Annotated in this window: 22 protein-coding genes; 11 read left to right on the forward strand and 11 right to left on the reverse strand. The window is 60.4% G+C overall.

Annotation, left to right across the window (positions count from 1 at the left end; translation table 11 throughout):
• Window positions 1-204 precede the first annotated feature (204 nt).
• The 4 genes from VOM14_RS13105 to VOM14_RS13120 all read left to right on the forward strand — a co-directional run bounded on the left by VOM14_RS13105 (window position 205) and on the right by VOM14_RS13120 (window position 3,977).
• Entirely contained in the window at window positions 205-1,155 is a 951-nt protein-coding gene (locus VOM14_RS13105; RefSeq protein ID WP_327629148.1) for a branched-chain amino acid ABC transporter permease, read from the forward strand.
• A gap of 18 nt (window positions 1,156-1,173) precedes the next feature.
• Window positions 1,174-2,343, forward strand: coding sequence for an ABC transporter permease subunit (locus tag VOM14_RS13110; RefSeq protein WP_327629149.1), 1,170 nt, complete (start codon window positions 1,174-1,176; stop codon window positions 2,341-2,343).
• A 141-nt stretch (window positions 2,344-2,484) separates the two neighbouring features.
• Window positions 2,485-3,261 (forward strand): ABC transporter ATP-binding protein, encoded by a 777-nt coding sequence (locus tag VOM14_RS13115; RefSeq protein WP_327629150.1) that lies wholly within the window; start codon window positions 2,485-2,487, stop codon window positions 3,259-3,261.
• Complete coding sequence (locus tag VOM14_RS13120; RefSeq protein ID WP_327629151.1) at window positions 3,261-3,977, forward strand: ABC transporter ATP-binding protein; 717 nt, start codon at window positions 3,261-3,263, stop codon at window positions 3,975-3,977. Before VOM14_RS13115 ends, VOM14_RS13120 begins: the two co-directional genes overlap by 1 nt.
• Window positions 3,978-4,110: 133 nt before the next feature.
• Here VOM14_RS13120 and VOM14_RS13125 read toward each other — a convergent pair whose 3' ends face one another.
• From VOM14_RS13125 to VOM14_RS13150, 6 genes are all read right to left on the reverse strand, one after another.
• Window positions 4,111-5,034 carry a LysR substrate-binding domain-containing protein gene (locus VOM14_RS13125; RefSeq protein WP_327629152.1) on the reverse strand — a complete coding sequence of 308 codons (924 nt, stop codon included), beginning with the start codon at window positions 5,032-5,034 and terminating at the stop codon, window positions 4,111-4,113.
• 252 nt (window positions 5,035-5,286) lie between these two features.
• Window positions 5,287-5,601 (reverse strand): YdhR family protein, encoded by a 315-nt coding sequence (locus tag VOM14_RS13130; protein WP_327629153.1) that lies wholly within the window; start codon window positions 5,599-5,601, stop codon window positions 5,287-5,289.
• 55 nt (window positions 5,602-5,656) lie between these two features.
• On the reverse strand, window positions 5,657-6,973 hold the full coding sequence (locus VOM14_RS13135) for an MFS transporter (protein WP_327629154.1): 1,317 nt from the start codon (window positions 6,971-6,973) through the stop codon (window positions 5,657-5,659).
• Between the two features lie 151 nt (window positions 6,974-7,124).
• Window positions 7,125-9,611: a CoA transferase gene (locus VOM14_RS13140; protein WP_327629155.1), complete on the reverse strand. Its 2,487-nt coding sequence runs from the start codon at window positions 9,609-9,611 to the stop codon at window positions 7,125-7,127.
• Window positions 9,612-9,708: 97 nt separating this feature from the next.
• Window positions 9,709-10,545 carry an acetoacetate decarboxylase family protein gene (locus VOM14_RS13145; protein WP_327629156.1) on the reverse strand — a complete coding sequence of 279 codons (837 nt, stop codon included), beginning with the start codon at window positions 10,543-10,545 and terminating at the stop codon, window positions 9,709-9,711.
• Between the two features lie 140 nt (window positions 10,546-10,685).
• Window positions 10,686-11,597, reverse strand: coding sequence for an SMP-30/gluconolactonase/LRE family protein (locus VOM14_RS13150; protein ID WP_327629158.1), 912 nt, complete (start codon window positions 11,595-11,597; stop codon window positions 10,686-10,688).
• A gap of 329 nt (window positions 11,598-11,926) precedes the next feature.
• Here VOM14_RS13150 and VOM14_RS13155 point away from each other — a divergent pair, with 329 nt between their 5' ends.
• On the forward strand, window positions 11,927-12,535 hold the full coding sequence (locus VOM14_RS13155; protein ID WP_327629159.1) for a TetR/AcrR family transcriptional regulator: 609 nt from the start codon (window positions 11,927-11,929) through the stop codon (window positions 12,533-12,535).
• On the opposite strand, the gene VOM14_RS13160 is transcribed toward VOM14_RS13155, so the two are convergent.
• The 5 genes from VOM14_RS13160 to VOM14_RS13180 form a co-directional block, all read right to left on the reverse strand.
• Complete coding sequence (locus tag VOM14_RS13160) at window positions 12,501-13,481, reverse strand: alpha/beta hydrolase (RefSeq protein WP_327629160.1); 981 nt, start codon at window positions 13,479-13,481, stop codon at window positions 12,501-12,503. The genes VOM14_RS13155 and VOM14_RS13160 overlap by 35 nt on opposite strands.
• 45 nt (window positions 13,482-13,526) lie before the next feature.
• Entirely contained in the window at window positions 13,527-14,972 is a 1,446-nt protein-coding gene (locus tag VOM14_RS13165) for an NAD-dependent succinate-semialdehyde dehydrogenase (RefSeq protein WP_327629161.1), read from the reverse strand.
• A 43-nt stretch (window positions 14,973-15,015) separates the two neighbouring features.
• Complete coding sequence (locus VOM14_RS13170) at window positions 15,016-16,083, reverse strand: alcohol dehydrogenase (protein WP_327629162.1); 1,068 nt, start codon at window positions 16,081-16,083, stop codon at window positions 15,016-15,018.
• Window positions 16,084-16,190: 107 nt separating this feature from the next.
• Window positions 16,191-16,625 (reverse strand): PaaI family thioesterase, encoded by a 435-nt coding sequence (locus VOM14_RS13175; protein WP_327629163.1) that lies wholly within the window; start codon window positions 16,623-16,625, stop codon window positions 16,191-16,193.
• A 20-nt stretch (window positions 16,626-16,645) separates the two neighbouring features.
• On the reverse strand, window positions 16,646-17,263 hold the full coding sequence (locus VOM14_RS13180) for a TetR/AcrR family transcriptional regulator (RefSeq protein ID WP_327629164.1): 618 nt from the start codon (window positions 17,261-17,263) through the stop codon (window positions 16,646-16,648).
• A 274-nt stretch (window positions 17,264-17,537) separates the two neighbouring features.
• On the opposite strand from VOM14_RS13180, the gene VOM14_RS13185 reads away from it, so the two are divergent.
• The 6 genes from VOM14_RS13185 to VOM14_RS13210 all read left to right on the forward strand — a co-directional run bounded on the left by VOM14_RS13185 (window position 17,538) and on the right by VOM14_RS13210 (window position 24,182).
• On the forward strand, window positions 17,538-18,251 hold the full coding sequence (locus VOM14_RS13185; RefSeq protein ID WP_327629165.1) for an SDR family oxidoreductase: 714 nt from the start codon (window positions 17,538-17,540) through the stop codon (window positions 18,249-18,251).
• Window positions 18,251-20,182, forward strand: a complete 1,932-nt coding sequence (locus VOM14_RS13190; RefSeq protein ID WP_327629166.1) for an FUSC family protein — start codon at window positions 18,251-18,253, stop codon at window positions 20,180-20,182. Before VOM14_RS13185 ends, VOM14_RS13190 begins: the two co-directional genes overlap by 1 nt.
• A 102-nt stretch (window positions 20,183-20,284) precedes the next feature.
• Entirely contained in the window at window positions 20,285-20,965 is a 681-nt protein-coding gene (locus VOM14_RS13195) for a type 1 glutamine amidotransferase domain-containing protein (RefSeq protein ID WP_327629167.1), read from the forward strand.
• A complete protein-coding gene (locus tag VOM14_RS13200; RefSeq protein WP_327629168.1) occupies window positions 20,962-22,164 on the forward strand; it encodes an MFS transporter in 1,203 nt (400 codons plus the stop codon). The genes VOM14_RS13195 and VOM14_RS13200 overlap by 4 nt, the downstream gene beginning before the upstream one ends.
• 175 nt (window positions 22,165-22,339) lie before the next feature.
• On the forward strand, window positions 22,340-23,449 hold the full coding sequence (locus tag VOM14_RS13205) for an alkene reductase (protein WP_327629169.1): 1,110 nt from the start codon (window positions 22,340-22,342) through the stop codon (window positions 23,447-23,449).
• 82 nt (window positions 23,450-23,531) lie between these two features.
• A complete protein-coding gene (locus VOM14_RS13210; RefSeq protein ID WP_327629170.1) occupies window positions 23,532-24,182 on the forward strand; it encodes an NAD(P)-dependent oxidoreductase in 651 nt (216 codons plus the stop codon).
• The last annotated feature ends 92 nt before the right edge of the window (window positions 24,183-24,274 follow it).

The raw sequence follows: 24,274 nt of genomic DNA on the forward strand, positions 1-24,274 counted from the left end.
GTTTCGTGCCGGCGCGGTGCATCAGATCGACCGGGCTGAAGATGCGTTGAGCGCGTGGGCCCAGCCGGTCCCACGATCACACGGTTGATATCGCTTCAGATGCGAACCGCGTTCCTTGCGCACAAATGAGGTCGTGCTGTTGCGTATGTCGTGGGCGCTGCGAACGAACTGGGCTTCTGCCGCTTTCTGACTTCTGAGACAAAAATGGATATTTTCCTCCAGCAGATCCTTAACGGGCTGGTGCTTGGTAGCGTTTACGCCATCATCGCACTCGGCTATACGATGGTGTACGGCATCTTGGGCATCATCAACTTTGCTCACGGTGACGTGCTGATGGTGGGTGCGATGGTCGCGCTGTCGACCATCAACGTGCTGCACAACCACTTTCCGGGGCTAGGCAACATACCGACGCTCGTCATCGGGCTCATCGTCGCCGCTATCGTGTGTGCGATCGTCGGCTACGTGATCGAGCGGACCGCCTATCGGCCGCTGCGTCGCGCCCCGCGTCTGGCCCCCCTGATCACCGCCATTGGCGTATCGATTCTGCTGGAAACGCTGGCCATGATGATCTGGTCGCGTAATCCGCTCCCGTTCCCGCAATTGATCTCCACCGATCCGCTCAACGTCATCAAGGCGACCGACACGACCGTCGGCGCCGTCATCTCGATGACTGAAATCACGATCATCGTCGTGGCGTTCCTCGTCATGGCCGGCCTGCTGCTGCTCGTTCACAAGACGAAGCTGGGCCGCGCGATGCGCGCGATCGCCGAGAACCCGAACGTCGCGAGCCTGATGGGCGTGAACCCGAACTTCGTGATTTCGGCCACGTTCATGATCGGCTCGGCGCTCGCCGCCCTGGCTGGCGTGATGATCGCGTCCGAATACGGCAACGTCCACTTCTACATGGGCTTCATCCCCGGCATGAAAGCGTTTACCGCGGCCGTGCTTGGCGGGATCGGCAACCTCGGCGGCGCGATGGTCGGCGGCGTGGTGCTGGGCTTGATCGAACAGCTGGGCGCAGGCTACATCGGCAATCTGACCGGTGGCGTGTTCGGCAGTAACTACCAGGACGTGTTCGCATTCGTCGTGCTGATCGTCGTGCTGGTTTTCCGTCCGTCGGGCCTACTGGGCGAACGTGTCGCGGATCGCGCGTAAGGCAAGGAGCAAAGCAAAATGACTTCAATTCAACCGATCGAGCCGTCCACGACGCTCATCCCCGAGAAAAATGCCACGAAGTCGCTCGTCGTGGGTGTGCTGACGGCTATCTTCGTCATCGCGGCGCCGCTCATCATCGGCGCGGCCGGCGGCAACTACTGGGTGCGCGTGCTCGACTTCGCGATGCTCTACGTCATGCTGGCGCTGGGCCTCAATGTGGTGGTCGGCTTCGCCGGCCTGCTCGACCTGGGCTACATCGCGTTCTACGCGGTGGGGGCCTACGTGGCTGCGCTGCTGACTTCGCCGCAGCTGTCCACGCAGTTCGCGTGGATCGGCCACATCTGGCCGAACGGTCTGCATCTGTCGTATTTCATCATCGTGCCGAGCGCGATGGGCCTGGCCGCGCTCTTCGGCGTGCTGCTCGGTGCGCCGACGCTTCGCTTGCGCGGCGATTACCTGGCGATCGTGACGCTCGGCTTCGGTGAAATCGTCCGGATCTTCATGAACAACCTGGACCGTCCGGTGAACATCACGAACGGGCCGCAGGGGATCACGGGTGTCGACCCGGTGCACGTCGCCGGCTTCAGCCTCGCGAAAACGCACTCGTTGTTTGGTTTCGATCTGCCGTCGGTCTACTCGTACTACTACCTGTTCGTGCTCTGCTCGCTGTTCGTGATCTGGGTGTGTACGCGCCTGCAGCACTCGCGTATCGGCCGTGCCTGGGCCGCGATCCGCGAAGACGAAATCGCCGCGAAGGCCATGGGCATCAATACGCGTAACGTGAAGCTGCTCGCGTTCGCGATGGGCGCGTCGTTCGGCGGCCTGTCGGGCGCCATGTTCGGCGGCTTCCAAGGGTTCGTGTCGCCCGAGTCGTTCACGTTCTGGGAATCGGTCGTGGTGCTCGCCTGCGTCGTGCTCGGTGGCATGGGCCACATCCCTGGCGTGATCCTGGGCGCCGTGCTGCTCGCCATCTTCCCGGAATTCCTGCGTTCGACGATGGGCCCGCTGCAGCACTGGATGTTCGGTCATCAGATCATCGACACGGAAGTGATCCGTCAGCTGCTGTACGGCCTGGCGATGGTTCTCATCATGCTGTACCGCTCGGAGGGCTTGTGGCCGGCGCCGAAGCATGAGGACAAGATCGCGAAATTGGCCAAGCGCAACGCCAAGAAGCCGGTACGCGCTTAACAGGCGCCCTGCGTGGGGACCGGAGTAAGTGCTAAAGCACTAACTCCGGTCGACAGCTAAAGCGCAAACTCCGATCGACAGCTGTGCATGGGACCAGAGTAAGCGCTAAAGCGCTAACTCTGGTCGACAGGAGAACTTCATATGAGCAACAAAAGCATTCGTTTGTCCGTCAGCGGCGTGAATAAGCGCTTCGGCGGCCTGCAAGCGCTCTCGGACGTGGGCCTGAAGATCGAGGAAGGTACGATCTACGGCTTGATCGGCCCGAACGGCGCCGGCAAAACCACGTTCTTCAACGTGATCACGGGCTTGTATACGCCCGATTCGGGCGATTTCAAGCTCGATGGTCTGGACTACACGCCGACGGCCGTCCACCAGGTGGCGCAGGCCGGTATCGCGCGTACGTTCCAGAACATTCGCTTGTTCGGCGGCATGACCGCGCTCGAGAACGTGATGGTGGGCCGTCACGTGCGCACCAAGCACGGGCTGCTCGGCGCGGTGTTTCAGACACCGGCCGAGCGTAAGGAAGAGCGCGAGATCAAGGAGCGCGCGCTCGAACTGCTCGAATACGTGGGCGTGCTGCAATACGCCGATTACACGGCGCGCAATCTTTCTTACGGCCACCAGCGCCGCTTGGAGATCGCGCGCGCGTTGGCTACCGATCCGAAGCTCCTGGCACTGGACGAGCCGGCGGCCGGTATGAACGCGACGGAAAAGGTCGAACTCACGCGTCTTCTGGAGAAGATCCGCGACGACGGCAAGACGATTTTGCTGATCGAACACGACGTGAAGCTCGTGATGCACCTGTGCAACCGCATGACGGTGCTCGATTACGGCAAGGTGATCGCTGAAGGTCTGCCGCAAGACGTGCAGAAGAATCCGAAGGTGATTGAGGCATATCTGGGCGCGGGGGTCCACTGATGGCTACGGCAATGTTGAAAATCAAGGGCCTGCAGGTCAATTACGGCGGCATCCAGGCAGTGAAGGGTGTCGACATGGAAGTCGAACAGGGCGAGCTGGTCACGCTGATCGGCGCGAACGGCGCCGGCAAGACGACGACGATGAAGGCCATCACGGGCCTGAAGCCCTACTTGGCGGGCGACATCGAGTACATGGGCGAGTCGATCAAGGGCGTGCCGGCGCACGAGCTGCTCAAGCGCGGCCTGGCGATGGTGCCGGAAGGCCGCGGCATTTTCGCGCGCATGTCGATTCTGGAAAACATGCAGATGGGCGCCTATCTGCGTAACGACAACGAAGGCATCGAGAAGGACGTCGAGCGCATGTTCGGCTATTTCCCACGTCTGAAAGAGCGGGCGAAGCAGCTGGCCGGCACGCTGTCGGGCGGCGAGCAGCAGATGCTGGCGATGGCACGCGCGATCATCAGCCGTCCGAAGCTGTTGTTGCTGGACGAGCCGTCGATGGGCCTGTCGCCGATCATGGTCGAGAAGATCTTCGAAGTCGTGCGCGACATCTCGAAGGAAGGTCTCACCGTGCTGCTCGTGGAGCAGAACGCGCGTCTCGCGTTGCAGGCGGCTAACCGCGGCTATGTGATGGATTCCGGCATGGTCACGATGTCGGGCGATGCGAAGCAAATGCTCGACGATCCGAAGGTGCGTGCTGCGTATCTCGGCGAGTGAAGATGCGACGCGATATCCGCGCGCCCAATGGAGAGAGCGCAGCTGCTTGGCTTGCGTTCTAGATGAGCCGAATGTAAGCGTACCCGGTGTGATCGTCACGTCGCCCGGGGGAGCGCATTTGGCACCTTCGCGTTCACAGCCCCGGCTGCTGCAAGCCTCGTCGGACATCGCTGAGCAACCAATCTCGGAACGCCGTGGCTGCTGGTGGTAGTGGCCGCATCGAGCTATAGACGAGGTAGTCCGCGAGCCCTGGCGAGTAGTAGTCGTCGCTGGCTTTGCGAATGACTCCGCTTTGCAATAGTTCCTGCGTCATGAATTCCCATCCAAGCCCGACACCCATGCCGCGCACCGTGGCATCCAGCGCGAGCGTCACTTGGTTGAACAACTGAGCATTCTTGGGGATCGCGTACGAGATGCCGAAATGTGCAAACCAATTGATCCATGTCGGCCATCGCCACGCGGATGGGTCAAGGTGAATCAAGCGCTGTGTGAGCAGTTCGCTCGGCTTAAGCGTGCCGTCTATCGGATAGTCCTTTCGGCACACTGCATAGATGCGCTCTTCAAACAGCAGATGACTGTGCAGTGGCGAGCGCCAGCTCTCGTCGCCATTCAGGATGCCAAGATCGAATCGCTGACATGAGGACTCCGAGATATCGTTGGTCGCGTAAATGTTGACCGTGATGTCTGGGTATTCGGTATTGAATCGCGCTATACGAGGAAACAGCCAGTAATGCGAGACCGCTTGCGTGCAGGTGATGGTCACACTTACGCCATCTGATCGGTTGCGTATCCTGTCGACGCTGCCGGCCAACTGCTGCAGCACGGCTGTTACGTCGCTGTGGAATTCCTTACCGGCATCGGTTAACTGTAGGTGGCGAGTGTCGCGCCGAAACAGTTCGAAGCCGAGGCTCTCTTCGAGCAACCGGATTTGCTTGCTAACCGCGCTCTGTGTAATACATAGCTCGGCAGCCGCGCTTGTGAAGTTTCGATGCCGCGCCGCCGCCTCGAAAAAAATCAGTGCATTCAACGGGGGCAGGTGGCGGAACGTGGTCTTCATCGTATGCCGTAGTGTACTGCTGAAAGGAACTGGGTCATTCCATCATGGCATAGATTGCCTCATGCAGTCGATCAATACATACACCAACCGCTATCGCCCGAGGTCGTGCATGTGATATGCAGCTCCGATACGGAGGTCGAAGTCCGACCAAACCCGGAGGCCTGATCGGATCGCCGCGGACACCGTTCCATCCGCGGCTGTAGTTCTCGCCCATCAATGCGAGCAACTATCACCCGAATTCGCCCGAAAAGCTCATTGGCCCAGCGGCGCTCGCGTGAACTCACTCATGCGTTCCCGAATATCGTAGATCCTCACCGATACGTCGATCAGGTCCGGATTCGCCTTCATACGAGTGATGGCCGGCCCTTGGATATAAGCTTCGGCGTCAGCCTTCGTCTCGAACAGGTAGATGGCCCCTGACAGTTGCTCCACCGGCTCGTCGAGCCAGATCTTCCACATCAGGCCACGCATATCGACGAAGCGTTTAGCCATATCGTCGGTATATCGAGCATTCCATTCCTCCGCAGGCATATCGGGCCGGCGATAGTGTGTTATTACGATGACCATGGTCTGCAACTCCTATCAAGTCGAACGAGCAAGTGGTATGGTTCCGCGCCGTTTATCAATCATCGTTACGGATATGGCTGAGCGGCACGCCGCGGGTTTCGCGGATCATCACGGCGGCGACGAGTGTCAGCGCCCCTAGCACCATGATGTAGAGGGAATACATCCAAGACATGTGGTGAGCGGCCAACCAGGTATTGAGGAAGGGCGCCGTTCCTCCAAAGATGGAAGACATGAGCGACGACAAGAAGCCAACGCCAAATCCCCGGTGTTGCGTAGGGATCTGTTCTGCGATCAGTGCGGCATATTGCGAGCCGATGATCGTCCATACGGCGAGGCCGAGTCCTTGGGATGTGAAGAGCGTCCAAGGCTCGTGCGTCAAAAGCGCGGCCAACGGGATCGGCGCGACGATGAGGCCCAGTCCGTAGACGAAAACCATCTTCTTCCGGCCCAGCCGATCCGACAGGTGGCCGTAGAACGGCAGCAGGCAAAGTGCGACGACTTGGGCGAAAATGCTCGCGACGAAAGCGCCGTGCGGGTCCATACCACGGCTGGCGATCGCGAAGGTGGGCGCGAATGCGACCCACGTGTAGTAGGCGACTTGCGCGCCAGCCGAGAAAAACACGATTTTCAGAAAAATCCGCAGCTTTTCGCGGCCGGTCATCGGGGCAGGCTCAACCTTCGATTCGGCGTCGTAAATCGGGGACTCGTGCGCCGCCTTACGCAAGTAGAGCGCGAAAAGACCGAGAATGCCGCCGACGGCGAAGCCGACGCGCCACCCGTAGACGACCATCTCTGCTCGTGAGAACACCGACGTCAGCACGATACCGAGAGCAGTAGCGCCCATCACACCGAGTGTCGCGCTGAACATCGTGCTGCTGGACCACAGCCCTCGGCGTTTGGCCGGGGCGATCTCTGCAACGTAGACATAAGAAACGCCCGACTCGCCGCCGTGCGCCAAACCTTGAAGCAGGCGTGCAATCAGTAGCAGCACTGACGCCCAGACTCCGATGTGCGAGTAAGAGGGTATCAACGCGATCATCAGGCTGGCTGCAGCCATAGTCGACATCGTAATGACAAGCGTATTCTTGCGACCAATTCGATCGCCGAGGCGCCCGAAAATCAAACCCCCGACCGGGCGGGCGAGGAAACCTACTGCGAAGACGGCGAGCGTTGAAAGCAGTGCTGAAAGTGCGGCTGATTTTTCAAAGAAGCTGGAGGCGAGATAGACGGCAAACGTGCTGTAAATCGTCCAGTCGAACCATTCGAGCAGATTGCCGACGACGGCAGCTGTGAGCGACTTGAGGGCCTTGTTCGAAGTGGTGCGGCGGCCTGGTTGCGAGGCTTCGCTGCCTGCGAGCGTTTCAATTGACATGATGTCTCCTCCCGGCGCATTGGCCGTACAGCTTGTGGCAGGTCGCGAGCAGCGGGGCAGCGCTGCTCGTCTTCCTAGAACGGTGAGCTCGACGACTTCCTTTTGGAATCGACTTTAAAAAAATGGCTTACCAGACCGGCAAGGGCAGGTCCTAAAGGGGCAGATAGTGTTTCAATACAGCCCAGTTCTCGCGGGCAACGCTTTTCGCAAACAGTTCACGAATTTCCGATTCCGTTTTGCCTAGCTCACGCAGAACCCGATGGGTATGAAGGCCAGGTTCAGGGGCCGGTGCGAGCGGCTCTACGATTTGCGCGCCGAACCTGTACCAGGTTGAAAGGGGCAAATTGACTCGATGCCCGCTCGGGTGATTGGCTTCCCGCATAGCGAGTGACCTACCGCTTAGTTCGAGGTTTGGCACGTCCGGTACCGTACATGCCTCGCGCACTTGGTCCAGCCTCATGACGGGAACGAACGATCCCGATCGGCAATCCTTCAGTAACTGAGCGATCTCGACGCAGGTCCGCGTGGCGATTGCAGCAGCCATGGACGATTCTGTCGGTTCGCTCGCGCCAAGCAATTCAGCGATTGCCGTGAGTTCGTTGGGGCGGCAGGCGAGGAATGCCCAGCGGTCCTTGGCCTTGTAGAGCCGGTAATGCGGACCGTAGCCGGGCGCGAGTTGCGTCGAAGGCTCGGACCCCGTGGGGGCGCCTTTGGCTGAGACAACGAAGGGGAACTGAACGAGCTGCGCCCCCATCGATAGCGACGTCCGCACGTACGAGCCGCCTCGTCCAAGCTTCCTGGCAACGAGCGCCTGCGCCACACCGAGGGCAGCGGTGAAGCCGGTGATGTAGTCCACGCACGAGGCCATTCCATGCAGCACGGGTGCTTCAGGCGTGCCGTAGCGCGCCGTCACACCGGTTGCAGCCTGCAAGACCGGATCGAACGACGGATATCCCTTGAGGGGGCCACCGAGCGGTCCTCCCCACGCGCTGACCTGGCAACTGATGATGTCCGGATTGATGCGTCTGAGCGCCTCGTCGGAGAGCCCCAGTCTTGCCGCCGTCGCATCAAGGAAGTTGTGAACCACGACGTCGGCATTCTTGACCATCGTTTCGAAGACTGCGCGTCCTTCGGTCGTTTTCAGATCGAGAATGATCGAACGCTTGCCCTGATTAACATCGATGCCAAACCACATCGTCATGCGCGGCCCCGCCTGAGGGGCGGGCGGATCGATTCTGGTGACATCCGCTCCGAACTCGGCAAGGATTCGGCAGGCGGCCGGACCGGCGATCACGTTAGAGAGATCAAGGACCCGCACCCCGGAAAGAATTTTCGGCGGCGGCTCATTCGGAACCAGGGGGCCGACGGTGGGCCGGCCAGACTTCCATCCAATTTTTGTTTGACCGATTTCACGTGGCTGGAGGTCGCGCGACTGCACATCGGGACCCTCGATCGAGATATAGCGCCCGGGCTGCCGAACTGCACCGAACTTCACATCTTCAACCTCACTAACATTTCCGCCTGCTTGAGCGTCGGGGAGGTCGAGCCACTCTTGCGTCGTTCGGACCACGGTCACAGGGACACTCGCATCGCGTAGCAACTGCTCCCAAACTTCAGCCGGCTTCGTCAGAAAGCGTTGACTCATCAAGGTCCGCAACCGTTGAGTCCAATGCGGACTCAAACCAGCGGAATAGCTGATGTTGTTCCCATCTCCCCCTTCCTCGTAAGGGCTGCCGACGATCATGCCCTCTGCAATGAGGTCATTAAGAATGCCGAGGACTTCGAGACAAGCCTGGGCGTGATGGACGTGATCGACCGCATTGATGAAAACCATCTTGCCATCGCTGCACAGATAGTTTCCGAATTGGGGGCGTCCGAACTTCGCGAGATAGGCGTTGACGGCAGCGCGACCGGCATCGCTCATCTCGTCCGACATTTCGCGGAAGATGGGAAACGCAACCTCGCTCATTGCTTTGTCGATCGGCGGCAAATCGAACCGTTGCGGCTGCCCGTCTACCTTCATGACCAACACCGCCATGGCGGACATAAGCGCATCGGCCAGCGGTACCTCCACGCGGCAGCCGGCATCGGTTTGCAGGCGCCTTAGGTAAGCCATCGTCGCGGCGATCGCAGCATGCACGCCGCCATAGGCCGATGCCATGGGAAGCGACGAAAAGATGGGGCGACCGCCCAGGATTGGGCCGAGCGCATGAATATCGGTGTACGCGCCCACCGATGCGGCGACGGTGCCTTCGAACGCCGGGACACCATCCCATTCGCTGCCTTCGGCGAAACCGGGTATCGATACGTAGACAATCGACTCGTTGCGTTGCCGAATGCTCTCGTAGTCCAATCCGAAGCGGGAGGCACGCCCAGGCCCGAGGTTGTCGATGATGATGTCGGCGCCATCCGCCAAGCTCAGGGCGGCATGCCGATCGTCGGACGTCTTGAGGTCGAGGCTCACCGCAACCTTTCCTCGGCCCAGCGCGGCGTCTTCGAGTTTGTCTTCTCGATCCGGATGATTAATTTCAATGACCTCCGCGCCTTGATCGGCAAGCAACATCGAGGCCACGCGTCCGGCCCAGACACCACCTAGATTCAAAACGCGCACACCTTGCAACGGATAAACCTTATTCATCATTCTTCCTTTGTTTCGGCCAACTCTCTCGGTGCGTAGTCGGCACCGGGGCGAAAGCCGTTTCGATCATCCGGCGTTTGATGAGACGCCAACTGAGTTAGGCGAGCTTGCGCTGATTCGACAAATCCGACGCACCGCGCATTTCGGCCACCCAAGCGCCTCTGCTTTCCAGTTGCGGCAGTTGCAGCAGCTTCGTGACGATATGGAACTGAGTCGGCATGTCTTCCCAAGCGGTCGGGAAAAAGCTGACGCTTCCCCGGCCGCGCCTCACGCGCTCCACCGACGCGCTTCCGCCGGCGGGCGACAGACAAGCGTGCGCAAGCGCCGCCTTGCCCCAGTTCTGGGTGTCCGGAAAGTACTTGTAGTGCAACGTTCCATCGCTCCGCTGACTGCCGAGCCCGGGGTAGGCGGGCGCAACGAGTTCGGCATCTGTCAGGTCGTCGACCGAAATCTGAGCGAACTGATGGCCGAGCCAGGAGGCCGAGCAGACAACCTTGTTCCGAAATACACGGACCGGCGGCAATTCGCACCAGATCTTGGCGTACCCCAGCTCTTCCCGGCCACTCAGGATCGGGTCTGCAAGGTTCTCCCAAAGAACGCTCAGAAAGCTCCCTGTGACATCGTCTGTCTTGCCCTCGAAGCGCGCGGGAAAGCGCACCGCGAGCATGGAATAGCCGCGGCCGGCCAACCATTCGAGTTCGGCCAGTTCGGTCAACTCGACCGTGACGACCGGCTCACCCGCGAGACGGAACCCCGGCGGAAGGAGTTCGCCGAGAAGCGCGGCATCGGTCAGAAAACTGACCGTGACACTGCGGCGATGTGGCGACGTGCTCCAATCGAACGGCTTCAGATCCGGTCCTTGCCGGGGCCCGGCCGTTGGGCCAAAACCATAAGGCATCCGGTACATGACACCGTCGTTCTTCAAATCGGACATGTTCTATGAACTCCAAGGCAATGATGATTCGGATGAAGCGATTTGATGGAGGTCGTGAGGCAAATTTTCTGTCTCTCGTTTACTGTTGGTGGCTTCATAGCGGGGAGGGCGATTTCTGCCGAAGATTCGCCAACTTCAATTCATTGCGCGAAGTTCAGTTTCAAGCCGGGCCGCGGCCAACGTGTCTTGTAAAGCTTGCCTGTTCCCGATGCGGTCACCCAGGCATCCTGCATGTCCTGACCGCCGAAGCAAAGGTTCGTCACGAACGGATCGGGAACCTTGACATGGGTGGTCGTTCCATCGAGTTCGAAAACAGTGATTCCGCCGTCACCGATGGTCGCGACGCAAACCCTGCCGTCCGCCTCGACTGCAAGAGAGTCCACGCGATTCGCCCCCTGGGCATTGCTGATCACGCGTCCGGACTGGCGCCGCTGCTCTGGCACGAGGCGCCCCGGCTCCTCAACGTCAAACGCCCACAGCCTGCCTAGTGCCGTGTCTGCCACGTAGACGACGCTCTCATCCGGCGACAAGCCGATCCCGTTCGGGGAGATGAGACCTTCCTTCACGCGTTCAATGTGCGATCCGTCGGGCAAGGCGTAGCAGATCGATCCAAAGTTGCGTCCCAGCTCAGTCGCGGAGCCGTAGTCGGTGAACCAGATTCCGCCATGTCGATCGAAGACGAGATCGTTGGGCGCTTCCAGGCGGCGCCCTCCCGCCGTCTCGTAAAGCGTTTCGATACGTCCCGTCGCAAGGTTCACCCGCTGCAGACTGCCGGTGCGGTGGGTGGAGGGCACGCGAGCGGGCGCATTGAATCCCGCTTCTGTTGTGAAGGTGAAACATCCACCGTTATTGCAGACGTAAAGCCATCCGTCCGGACCCAGCGCTGCCCCGTTGGGGCCGCCATCGAATTCTGCGACGGTCGAGACACGGCCCGAAGGCTCCACTCTGATGACGCGTTTCGCCTCGATTTCTACCAGCACGACGGAGCCGTCATTCAGAGCGACAGGCCCCTCGGGAAACTGCAAACCTTCGGCAACGAGCTCGAACTGCATCACTTTCCTCGGTTAAGCAAAATTGAATTGCGGCAGTTCCGTTCCAGCCATCAGGGACCTCCAAGACGCTGCCGTCATGACCATAATATGACTGGTCGTCTTATATTTATCAATCCGCGCTAACCCTGACGGGGCGATGCGTCCGCGTCTGGATGCTTAGGCTGAGGGCAACGTGGTACGAGGAGGCGCTCGGGCGACTGCGTGTAGCGTCGGCAAGCTGCCGGTTTTATCCCCGCCGGTTGCAGCAAACTTCACCGTTCTCAAAAAGAATGTAAGATGACTATTCGTACGACGCTGACCGGTCGCTTTTTATTGGTTGAGGGGTTCAAATGAATACTGCCGCCCGTCGCGGGCCAAAGCCGAATCCGCACACGCGGGACGAATTGCTCAGCGCAGGATTGCGGATGCTCCACGCGGGAGGGTATTCCGCAACGGGGATTCAGGAGATCGTCGACAAGGCGAGCGTTCCTAAAGGGTCCTTCTATAACCACTTCGACAGCAAGGAAGCATTCGGGGCGGAGGTGGTCGACTGCTATTTCAACCGCAGCCTCTCCGAGCTACAGCCGCTGTTCCGCGACAACACGCTGTCGCCGCTCGAACGGCTGCAAGCCTACTTCGATAAGAGAATCCGCTCGCTCAAGGCGGCCGGCTATGTGCGGGGATGCCTGATGGGCAACCTCAGCCTCGAGGTCGCCGACCACAGCGCGGCGATTCGCGAGCGTATCGCCGCCAACTTCAAGACGTGGACCGGTCTCTTGGAGGAATGCATTGCTGCCGCTCAGAGCACCGGAGAGATCAGGAATCAGCTGCCTGCAACGATGTTGGCCCAGTTTCTTCTGAACAGCTGGGAAGGCGCGCTTCTACGCATGCGCGTGGAAAAAAGCGACGTGCCGCTCAAAGAGTTTAGGGAAGTGATTTTCCACTCAGTTCTCGTCTGAGTCCGTAGGTGCCGTGCACCACCAGTCCGAAGCGCTCGATGCTCGCCCGAATGAATCGTTGAGCCACCGGTGACCAGCGGCCCATATCGAAGAAGCCGTGGATCATGCCTTCGCAACGGAACATGTCGGCCTTGCTGCCCGCTGCGTGGAGCTCGATCCCATATGCTTCACCCTGGTCCCGCAACGGATCGAATTCGGCGGTGACGATCACCGCCGGTGGAAGACCCGAGAGGCTGGATGCCTTAATCGGCGCTAGCCGAGCGTCCTTCAGATCCATCGAAGCGCCCGTGTAGTGATCGAAGAACCACCCGAGGGTTTCCTGCTCTAGGAAATACCCGCGCCCATGCTTTTCTATGGACGGATAACCCACCCAGGTGTTATCTACTGCCGGGTAGATCAAGAACTGCGCCGCCAGCAGTGTTCCGAGAGCGGCCAATTGCTGCGCGACGACCGCTGCTAGATTGCCGCCTGCGCTATCACCGGCGACAGCGACGACGTCCTCGCCCCCGAGTTGTTTTGCATGCGCCACGACCCACCGCGTTGCTGCGATCGCGTCGTCCACCGCAGCTGGAAACGGATGCTCAGGCGCCAGCCGGTAGTCGACGGAAACCACCACGGCCTGGCTGCCGCGACAAAGCTCGCGACACATGTTGTCATGCGTATCGAGGTCGCCGATGACAAAGCCCCCGCCATGGAAGAATGCGACCGTAGGGAAGGGGCCCGAGCCGTTGGGGCGATAGATGCGTGCCCTTAGCGGACCGGCGCCACCGTCGACGAAAGCATCTTCGACGCTGCCGACCGGCACCACTTGCTCGGGCGTGCGCGAGCCGTAGGTGAGCGCAAGATATAGGTCCCGGCCTTCTTGCACCGAGCATTCATGCATCGGCTTGCGGCCGGACGCGGCCATCTGCGCAAGCACTGCACCAAGGTGTGGATCGAGGGGCATGGAGTTTTTGATTTTTTTGGGGGAAAGGAAGCGAATTCCGCTGATTTAGACGGCCGTTACCGCCACCGCCTTCGTGACGAGATACGGCTCGAGTGCTTCGGGGCCGCCTTCCGAGCCGTATCCTGAATCCTTGACGCCGCCGAACGGCATCTCCGGCCATGGCGTGGCGGGTTGGTTGATCCAAAGCATGCCGACTTCCAAGGCGTTCGTGAGCAGATGAACGTTCTTGAACGAGCGCGTGAAGGCGTATCCGGCGAGACCATACGGCAAGCGGTTGGCCTCGGCGATCGCATCTTCGAGCGAATCGAACCCGCGAATGGCCGCCACTGGCCCGAAGGGCTCGTTGTTGAACACGTCCGCATGAAGCGGTACGTTGGTTAATATCGTCGGCGCGAAAAAGTTGCCTGCGGTGCCGATACGCTCCCCGCCTGTCGCTACGGTCGCTCCAGATTTTCGGGCGTCCTCGATGACATTCGTCATGGCCGTCACCCGGCGCGCGTTGGCAAGGGGCCCAAGCGTCGTGCCCTGCGCAAGGCCGTTGCCTACCGAAAGATTTTCCGCATGTTTGACGAGCGCTTGGGAGAATTCGTCGATGACGCTGTTATGCACGAGAAACCGCGTCGGCGAAATGCAAACCTGGCCAGCATTGCGGAATTTCGCGGCTCCCGATGCTTTGACGGCGAGTTCGATATCGGCATCCGCTGCGACGATCACCGGTGCATGACCACCCAATTCCATGGTCGCGCGCTTCATGTGCTGACCGGCTAGCGCAGCAAGTTGTTTGCCGATCGCCGTCGAGCCCGTGAACGTGACTTTGCGGATTGCAGGATGCTCGATCAGGAAGCGCGAGATTTCCGGGGGATCGCCGAACACGAGCCCGAGCACGCCGTTGGGCACGCCGGCATCGGCGAAAGCGCGGATCAGTTCAGCCGGCGACGCCGGCGTCTCTTCCGGGGCCTTGACGATGAACGAGCAGCCAGTCGTCAGTGCGGCCGACAACTTACGCACGACCTGATTGACGGGGAAATTCCACGGAGTAAAGGCGGCAACCGGTCCGACGGGCTCCTTAACGACCGTTTGCTGCGCGTTGAGATTGCGCGGCGGCACGATGCGACCATAGACGCGACGCCCCTCATCTGCGAACCATTCGATGGTATCTGCAGCGGAATTGACCTCGGTGCGTGCCTCGGCAAGGGGCTTGCCTTGCTCGAGCGTCATCAGGGCCGCTATGGTGTCCGCACGCTCACGCACCAGCGCAGCAGCCTTACGCATCAACGTCGCGCGGTCGAAAGCGGAGATCTTGCGCCAAGCAGAAAAACCAGCTTGCGCTGCCGCGACGGCGCGCTCCAAGTCGACGATGCCGGCGCGCGCGACTGTGCCGATCTTATCCCCGGTGGCGGGATTGACTACATCGAGCGTAGCGCCGCTCTGCGCGTCGCACCACTCGCCGTTGATATAAAGGCGTGTGTTTTGATACTTCGTCGTATTCATGAAAAACCTCGTTGTAGCGATTTGGGTGATCGGGCAGGGCTCATCACGCCGCGACTCCAGTAAAGTCGAGCACGGTTCGCCCGACCACATGCCCCTCGTCGAGGTCGGTCAAGGCGTTGTTGATCTGATCGGCTGCGCACGTGCGAATCGGCAATGCGGCCAGTTTTCGAGCTTTGGCGAGCGCAACGGTTTCTTCGAGTTCAGCCAGCGTTCCGACGAATGAGCCGACGAGCGATAGCGAACGTTGCACCATCGGTGGAAGCGCGATCGCCGCCTCGCCGCCGTGCAGGCCGCACAACACGTAGGTCCCGCCCTTGCGCAACGCGCCGTATGCCAGCTGGAGCGTCGAGGGAATGCCGACGAAGTCGAGCACGCCTCCGACCATGCCTTGCGCTAATTCGCTCAATGCCTGGGCGGCATGGTCGCGGTCGGTGCGTAAGGTCAGCATCGCACCCTGAGCGCTCGCAGCTTTCAGCTTATCGTCAGCGACGTCGCACGCGATGATTCTCTCGATGCCTCGGGCACGCAGGATAGAGATTGCAGTCAGCCCCACGCCCCCGCACCCGATCACCGCGACATAGTCGGTCGCTTCGAGCGCCGGCAGTTTATTGACAGCCGCGTACGAAGAAACACCCGAGCAGGCGAGGGTAGCGGCAAATGCGTCGTCGATTCCTTCAACGTCCACGAGATAGCGTGCGTCCGGCACGAGGATATGTGTAGCGAATCCGCCTGGCGTTGCCAGACCGATCGTGCGTTGCTTCGCGCACAAATCGGTGCGCCCCCGGTCGCAGGCCCAACATGCACCGCATGCGAGCCAGGGAAACACGAGGCGGCGCTCGCCGACTGTGACGTCCGATACGTCCTCGCCAACGGCAACCACAATCCCAAGCGATTCGTGACCCAGTGTGAACGGTGGGAACAGCCCTCGATCACTCAACGACGCGCGCTTGCCCCCGCCGAGATCGTAGTAGCCCTTCCATAGATGAATGTCGGAATGACACAAGCCCGCATGCGTAACGCGCAATACGGCTTCGCGCCCTTTCGGCACAGGCGTTTCGCGCAGGCGAGCCTGCAGCGGCTTACCATGTTCCACCACGTCATAACCCAGCATTTGTTGTCTCCTTGTGTATGTATCAGCGGATGCCGTATGTCGCTACGGAGTCGATGCGCTTTTCAAATGCTTGTGCTGCGGATGCTGAATTTTGTGGGTCTACCGCTTTAGCCTCTCTTTACGAAGCAAGTCGCCGTTGCAGTCGCGAGCAGTTTTCCTTCGGCGGATTTCAACGTCCCCTCCGACGTCGCGATATTGCGTGAGAGGTGCACCAGGCGGGCCTCGGCGAGCAATTCCTGATCGCGCGGTACCGGCCGCAGCATCTTCACGTGCAGGTCGATCGTGCCGTAACCGACGCCGGCCTCTAGCATGGAATGGACCGCACAGCCGGTCACGGAATCGAGTACCGTTGCGGCAAATCCGCCGTGAACGCCACCTTGCGGGTTCAGATGCTGACCGCCGGCGCGTGCGGTCAGCTTGACGTATCCGGCTTCGACTTCTATAAACGACATTGGCACTGTCGAGGCCATCGGCGAGGGCGGCAAGTGCCCGGCCGCTACTGCGCGCAGCAGTTCAAGGCCCGTCATTTCAAGGCGATCCATTTGTTCCTCTTGAACTCTGTTCACACTAGAATCGCCCCGAAGACGACTTCCGTAAAATCAATCAAAGGACGTCCGTTCTTTTCAGCGCGCATTCGCAACAGTGCGCCTTCCCAACAGTTCAACACGAACTCTGCGAGCACTGAAGCAGGCAGCTGATTTCGAATGGCGCCCGAGCGTTGCGCCTCGGCAATGCAGTTCTCGAAGAAACCGCTCCAAGTCCTGAAATGCACCGCGATCCGGCTCCGGATGGGCGCGCTGTGATCGGCAATTTCGAGGCTCAAGTTACCCATCAAGCAGCCCCGCACGTAGCCTGTTGCTCGATAGCCGCGGATTCTGTCTTCGAAATAGGCGCGCAAACGTTCGATTGGCGGAACGCGCTCATTGGTTAGAAGCGCATGCAGATCTTCGAGGCCGCTATCGAAATAGCTATCGACCACGTCCCGTCCGAACGATTCCTTGCTATCGAAGTGGGTGTAGAACGACCCTTTGGGTACCTCCGCCGCCTCGACGATGTCCTTGACGCCAGTCGCCGTATAGCCTCTCTCGTGAAACATTTGCACTCCAGCGCGCAGGAGTGCGTCACGCGTATTTGCCTTCGGCTTCGGTCCGCGGCGCGCGACAGTCGCTTGCGATTCCATCTTTCAGGGTCCAGTTGTAATAGATGACCGGTCGTATTGAATTTAAGGGAGGACATGCGAATTGTCAAGCGCGCCCACGCCGGCTTCATCATGTTGACCTTGCGTATGACCGGTCATATTATATTTAAGGATCGCGTCTCTAACCGATCCTGCGCATCGGATCGGCAGCGTTCGTCCGGCCCGGATGCCTACGACGAATCCGAGAAATGTCTCGGATGTCGGACACCGACAATGGGAAAGTGCACGAACATATCGTGCTGTGATAACGGAGTGGATGATGCAGCTCAAGGGTAAGGTGGTATTCGTGACCGGGGCCAATCGTGGACTTGGCCAGGTGCTGACGCGATTGCTCCTCGACGCGGGCGTCGAGAAAGTGTACGCAGCGAGTCGACGGCGCCCCGAAGAAGTCGATCATCGTGTGCAATGGATCGAACTCGATGTGACGAATTTCGAAGGGGTCGAAATTGCTGCGGCTCAGTGCCGTGACGTCGATTTGGTTATCAACAATGCAGCCGTACTTGTGGCGGGTTCGTTGACATCAAGCGATTCCGTCGACGTCTTGCGCCGTCATCTTGAAGTCAACGTGCTGGGCTTGCTCGCCGTATCGAAGGCATTCGCGCCCGTGCTCAAGCTCAACGGGGGCGGGGGGATCGTCAACATTCTGTCCGGTGTGACATGGTTCAGCTTGCCCGGCAAATCTGCCTATAGCGCATCGAAGTCCGCAGCATGGGGAATTTCAAACGGTCTCCGGCAGGAACTGTACAGCCAAGGCACGTTCGTCTTGAACGTTCATCCGGGCTACATCGACACCGATATGGCCAGCGACGTCGACGCAGTGAAGACGGCTCCCGAGGACGTTGCACGCGCGATTCTTCAAGGCATTGAAGCCGAGCAGAAGGAAGTTCTTGTCGATGAGGGCCCGCGGCAGATCAAACAGTCTCTCTCAAGCGCCGAGCCTATCTATCTCATCCCAGACCTGCAACTCTGATGCTGTCGAGCATTTCGAAGCCCATCGCGAGCTTCGGCTTCGACCTGCCGAAATTACGCTTTTCACTGCGCACCGCCGTTGTAGCCTGCGCGGCGTTTGTGATCGCGTGGTTGCTCGGGCTAGAGCATCCGCAATGGTCCGCCATGACAATCTGGGTGGCGGCACAACCCACGCGCGGCCAGGTATTGGAGAAGAGTGTGTTTCGTATCGCCGGAACGCTAACCGGTACGCTCGCCGGAATTCTCTTGATGCTCGGCTCCGGGGGCGAGCCAGTGTTGCTCGTAGCCGGGCTGTCAGTGTGGATCGCATTGTGCTCCGGGATCGCTAACGCCCAGCGAGGGTTCGTCGCCTACGGCACCATCCTTGCCGGATATTCCGCATCGATCGTTGCGCTGGCCGATAGTGCTCACCCTGATCGAATACTGGAAGTCGGTCTTGACCGACTCGCGACCATTCTGGTGGGGGTGCTGCTTGCGCTCGTCGTCGGCCTCATCTTCACGCCGCATGCTCAAGAGGACGCCCTGACCGGCCGCTTAAGACAGCTGACAGCTCGAATTTTGCGCGATCTGGCTGCTGGGATCGGGCGGGATTGCGTTGGGCCTCTTACGGAAGCGCAGCGCGAGATCCTTGCCGAGATGGCCGCCATAGAGGAACTGCTTGAGCCGCACGGCGCCGGCTCCCTTCGCTCGCGCCGCATGGTACATGCCATCAGGAAGCTGATGATGACCGAAATGTCATTGCTTCTTCTTGCGCACCGGCAGGTAACGCCTAGCGATAGCGATCTCGTTGGGCCACTTGAAGAGGTTTCCACATGTCTCGAAGGCGGAATGAGGTATGAGAAAACGGTGGCAGCCATGGAACGGCTCGTCCGTGCGGCCGAGTTCGATCGACAGCTACACGAACTTTTCTCTGTGATGTTGCATGCAGGCCAAGCCTACATTGCGTCGGCTCGGAGGCAAGCAGCGGGCAGAGTTCGGCCACCCAGCCATCGTGTCGTCTTGCATCGGGACTGGGCCGGTGCGTGGAGAGCTTTCGCCCGCGCGGGCATCACGATGCTGGCGGTCGGCCTCATCTGGGCTGCCACCGGTTGGAGCGCCGCCACGCTGCTCCTACTTGGCGTTTCAATCATGGTCTCGATGATCTCGATGTTCGAGAACCCTGCCGGCATGATGCGTTTCATCTTCACCGGCCAGATCTGCGGAGCAATTGCGGCTCTGTCTTGCCAGTTCCTCGCCTGGCCGCTCGCTACGAGCGAACTGGCCATCGTGCTGATGACCGTGCCGGTCATCTTGATTGCCGCTCTGTTTTACTCGCATCGGGCCACGATGATATTCGGGTTCGACTATGCCATCGTGTCGCTGCTGTTTCTGCACCCGGGCTTTCCGCCGAAAGGGACTTTTGTGGAGATGTTTGTCGACTACGTTTTCCTTGTCGCCGCCCCGCTGATCGCCATGATCGCCTATCGCGTCGTGTTTCCCCTCGGCGCCGGCAACAGGTTGCGCATGTTGGTCGGCATGATGGTCCGTGAACTCCAAAAGCTGGCGGACCCGCGCGGAAAGACTGGTCATCGCTTTGAATGGAAAGCCCGCTTTCACCACAGGCTCCTGCGACTGGTCTCCCTGGCGGGCAGAGGAGGGAGCGTACCGGATGCCGCCATTGACGGTGGTTTGACGGTGCTGGCCGTCGGTTCCGCGACCTTTGCGATGCATGAACTCTTAGCAAAAGGCGGCCTGAGTGCTGGAGGCTCGCGCAGCATTCGCGCTGCCCTCGGCCGATTGAGACGCGTGGCCAACGAACCTCATAAAGCCTCGGACGCACTGTCTGTCGCTTCGGCGAGGCTCTCCCGTCTTGGCATGCAAGAGGCGAGGGACTTGGCCAGTGCGGCGCGACTGCTTTCCGCCAATGCTGTTTTTTTGACGAATACGCGCTGAACGACGGCTGGCCTGTCACGTTGTCGGTTGCGACGAACTGATGCGCCGGAGCGATTCAGGGCAGTGTGTACTACCCACCATTCACAAAAAATGGCTTTATCCATGAAAAAGATTCTCGTGATTCTGACTTCGCATGACCAACTCGGCAACACCGGAGAGCGGACCGGTTTCTGGCTCGAGGAACTGGCCGCTCCGTACTACGCGTTCTTGGATGCTGGCGTGGCAGTGACCTTGGCTTCACCCAAGGGTGGCCAGCCGCCGCTGGACCCGAAAAGTAGCGATCCCGGCTTCCAGACCGAGGCGACCAGGCGCTTTACGGCCGATGCGGCCGCGACGAAAGCACTGGCCGACACGACGCGCCTCGCGGATGTGTCACTGGTTGGCTTCGACGCCGTGTTCTACCCCGGCGGTCATGGGCCGCTGTGGGACTTGGCTGAAGATCCCGTGTCGATCGCACTTATCGAACAGGCTATCCAGGCGGGCAAGCCCGTCGGCGCCGTCTGCCACGCACCTGCGGTATTGCGTCATGTGAAGGGCACCGACGGCAAGCCGCTGGTTTCCGCCAAGGCCGTCACGGGATTCAGCAACACCGAGGAAGAGGCCATCGGCCTGACCAATGTTGTGCCGTTTCTGGTGGAGGACATGCTCAAGGTCAACGGGGGGCGCTATACCAAGGCCATCGATTGGCAATCCCACGTGGTGGTAGACGGGCTGCTCGTTACGGGCCAAAACCCCGCTTCCTCCAACGCCTCGGCCCGGGCAATGCTTGGTCTTGTGGCATGAATCCCTCGCAATCAGCGCGTGTGATCACGCAGCGCGAGATATTCCTGATGGCACTATGCTGCGCGCTTGCGGTATCGGCCATCTACTATCACCAGCCGCTGCTGCCGTTAATCGCGGCGACGTTTGGTGTGACGCCAACGCACGGAAACCTGATCGCCACGGTGACACAACTCGGCTATGCGGCAGGCTTGCTGCTCTTCGTGCCACTCGCTGATGGCGTGCAGCCACGCAAGCTCGCGTCGCTTGTCATCATTGCCAACGCAGCAGCGTTGATGTCGTGCGCAATAGCGCCGACATTCGCCCTGCTCGGGGCAGCCAGCTTTCTCGTTGGGGCGACGGCGGTCACCGGGCAGATCATCATTCCCGCCGCATCCGGCATGGCGCCGCCGGCAAGCCGGGGAAAAGTGGTGGGTACCTTGCTCGGTGGCCTCTCTACCGGGGTCCTTCTCGCCCGTACGTTGAGCGGACTCATCGGTGCGCACTTCGGATGGCGGTGGATGTTCGGGCTCGCATCGGGCGTCGATCTGGTGCTTCTTGCCGTCGTCAGCCGGTTGCCCGCCTCAAGTGGCCTGACGGCGATTCGCTATCGCGAACTCATGCATTCTCTCGTTGCACTGATCCGCGAAGAGCGTCTGCTGCGCATCTCCGCTGCTATGGGCTGCCTGACGTTCGCAGCCTTCAGCGCATTCTGGGCCACGCTTGCGGCGTTGCTGGCGCGCCCACCCTATGAATTCGGCGCCGCTACGGTCGGAGCATTTGGACTCGTCGGATTACTGGGTCTCGTCCTGTCTCCGCGCATGGGAGAACTCGTGGACCGGACCGGTGCACGGACGGTGGCATCCGTCAGCACTGTGCTCGTCATTCTGTCTTTCGCGCTGGTCACGCCCGGCGCCCGCAACTTGTCCTGCCTCTTAGCCAGCATGGTGCTACTGGACCTGGGCAACCGCGCCGGGTTTGTCGCCAATCTCGCGCGCATCTACGGGCTGCGCCTGGACGCGCGTAGCCGTCTGAATACCGTCTTCATGGTGTCTTACTTCCTCGGCGGTGCTGCGGGCGCCGCGCTCGGCGGCTACGGCGCCAATCAAGGCGGCTGGAGGGGGCTCGCGATAGTTGGCGTAGTCCTGTCGGCAATGGCGCTCGCGGTTGGCCTGTTGGCGTACACAAGGGCGAACTCGGAGTATGCAAACAGACCGGCATGAGGGCTCCTCTTAACGGCTGATGATCCCCGGGCTGGGCATGTTGACTAATTAAAGACGACCGGTCATAATTAATTTCATGACCGGAGCGATCTGACGAAAATCTGTTCGGCTTGTCGGCAGTCGGTCCCTAACTTTCGCGCCAGTGGCGCTGTACTCACGTGTAAAGGATTCGCCCATGTCCTCGACCTCCCTTTTCTCGCCGCTTCAACTCGGCCGCTATGAGCTGGCCCATCGGGTCGTGATGCCGCCGCTGACCCGCATGCGCGCCGGTGCTGGCAATGTGCCGAATGCTCTGGCCCCAGACTATTACGGTCAGCGCGCATCTGCTGGCGGGTTGATCATCGCGGAAGCCACGCAGGTCTCGCCCGGCGGGCAAGGGTACCCCGCAACGCCCGGCATCCATTCAGCCGAACAGGTGGATGGATGGAGAAAGGTCACAGAATCGGTGCATGCCAAGGGAGGCATTATTTTTCTGCAGCTGTGGCACACCGGTCGCTCGTCGCATTCGAGCTTCCAGCCGAATGGCGAGCTGCCCGTTGCGCCATCGGCGATCGCGATTACCGGTCAAACTGCGTTGACCCCGGAGTGGAAGCCGGTGCCTTATGAGACGCCGCGTGCGCTCGAGCTGGACGAGATTCCCGGGATCATCGAGGGCTATCGCGAAGGCGCGCGCAACGCGATGGCCGCCGGCTTCGACGGTGTGGAGATCCACGGCGCAAATGGCTATCTGCTGCAGCAGTTTCTGGACGATTGCTCGAACAAGCGCACGGACATTTACGGCGGATCGATCGAGAACCGCGCACGCTTGCTGATCGAGGTGACGCAAGCGTTGATCGAAATCTGGGGCGCCGATCGTGTCGGCGTTCGCCTCTCGCCGTTCGGCACTTACAACGATGTGGGCGATTCCGATCCGATTGGCCTTTATGGTTACGTGCTGCAGCGGCTGAGCGAACTCGGTATCGCGTACGTAAGCCTGATCGAGGCGCGCACCAGCGGCGGCATGGAGATCGGTACGCCGCAGGAAGTCGGTGCGCTGCGTCCGTTCTGGCCCGGCACACTGCTCGTTGCGGGTGGGTTCACGGCCGAATCGGCGGAAGAGGCGATTCGATCGGGCCAAGCCGATGCTATCGCGTTCGGCAGGCAGTTCATCGCCAACCCTGACTTGCCTGTTCGACTCAAGCGCGGTGCGCCGCTCAACCGCCATGACCGCGCGACCTTCTATGGCGGCGGAGCAGCTGGCTATGTCGATTATCCCGCGCTCGAGACGGCGGGCCAAACGGAGTGACGAGGAGGTTCGCGGCGGCATTGACGTCGCGAGCTTCTCGGCCATTCCCCAACGAAGTGCCAATTCTAAAGGGACATTGAATATGAAAGTCGTCGTTCTCGCCGCCACCGGCCAGGTTGGCCGCACGCTACTCAGCGAACTGATCAGCCGCGGGCATCAAGTCACGGCGGTTGCGCGCAATCCGGACAAGCTTCCCAAGAGCATTCCGACCGTGCGCGATGACCTGAGTAGCGCAGATCGCCTTGCGGAGATTATCGCTGGCGCGGATGCCGTTGTCAGCGCCTTCGGGCCCGCGAAGCAGGATGAGCGATTCTTCAGCGATGTGAGCTACACGGACCAACTGCCTCAAATGATCGAGCGCGCGATCGCCGCCGTTCGCAAGGCTGGCGCTCCGCGCCTCATCATGGCAGGCGGATGCGGCTCGCTCTGGTACTCGCCCGGCGTCACGGTACTCGAATCCGGTTACTGGCCGGAGAAGCTGATTCCGATCGCAACATCTCACGTGAAAGCTTTCGCGGCGCTCAGGGCGTCGGATATCAACTGGACGTACTTCAGCCCGCCGATGCAGATCGACCCGGGCGTGCGCACGGGCAAGTTCCGCCTCGGTGGCGATGATTTGATCAAGGACGATCAGGGCAAAAGCTGGGTTTCCTTCGAGGACTACGCGGTTGCTCTCGTCGACGAGCTCGAGAAACCGGCGCACGAGCGCGCACGCTTCACCATCGGCTACTGATCGATGGGCGTGCTGGCGGCGGAGCAGCGAAGTTCTTGCCCGGCCGCCAGCACGAGAGCATTCCCCCTACCGAAAGCACTGATGTGGAACGC

It is taken from the genome of Paraburkholderia sp. MPAMCS5, from assembly GCF_036016995.1.
Lineage (GTDB): Bacteria > Pseudomonadota > Gammaproteobacteria > Burkholderiales > Burkholderiaceae > Paraburkholderia.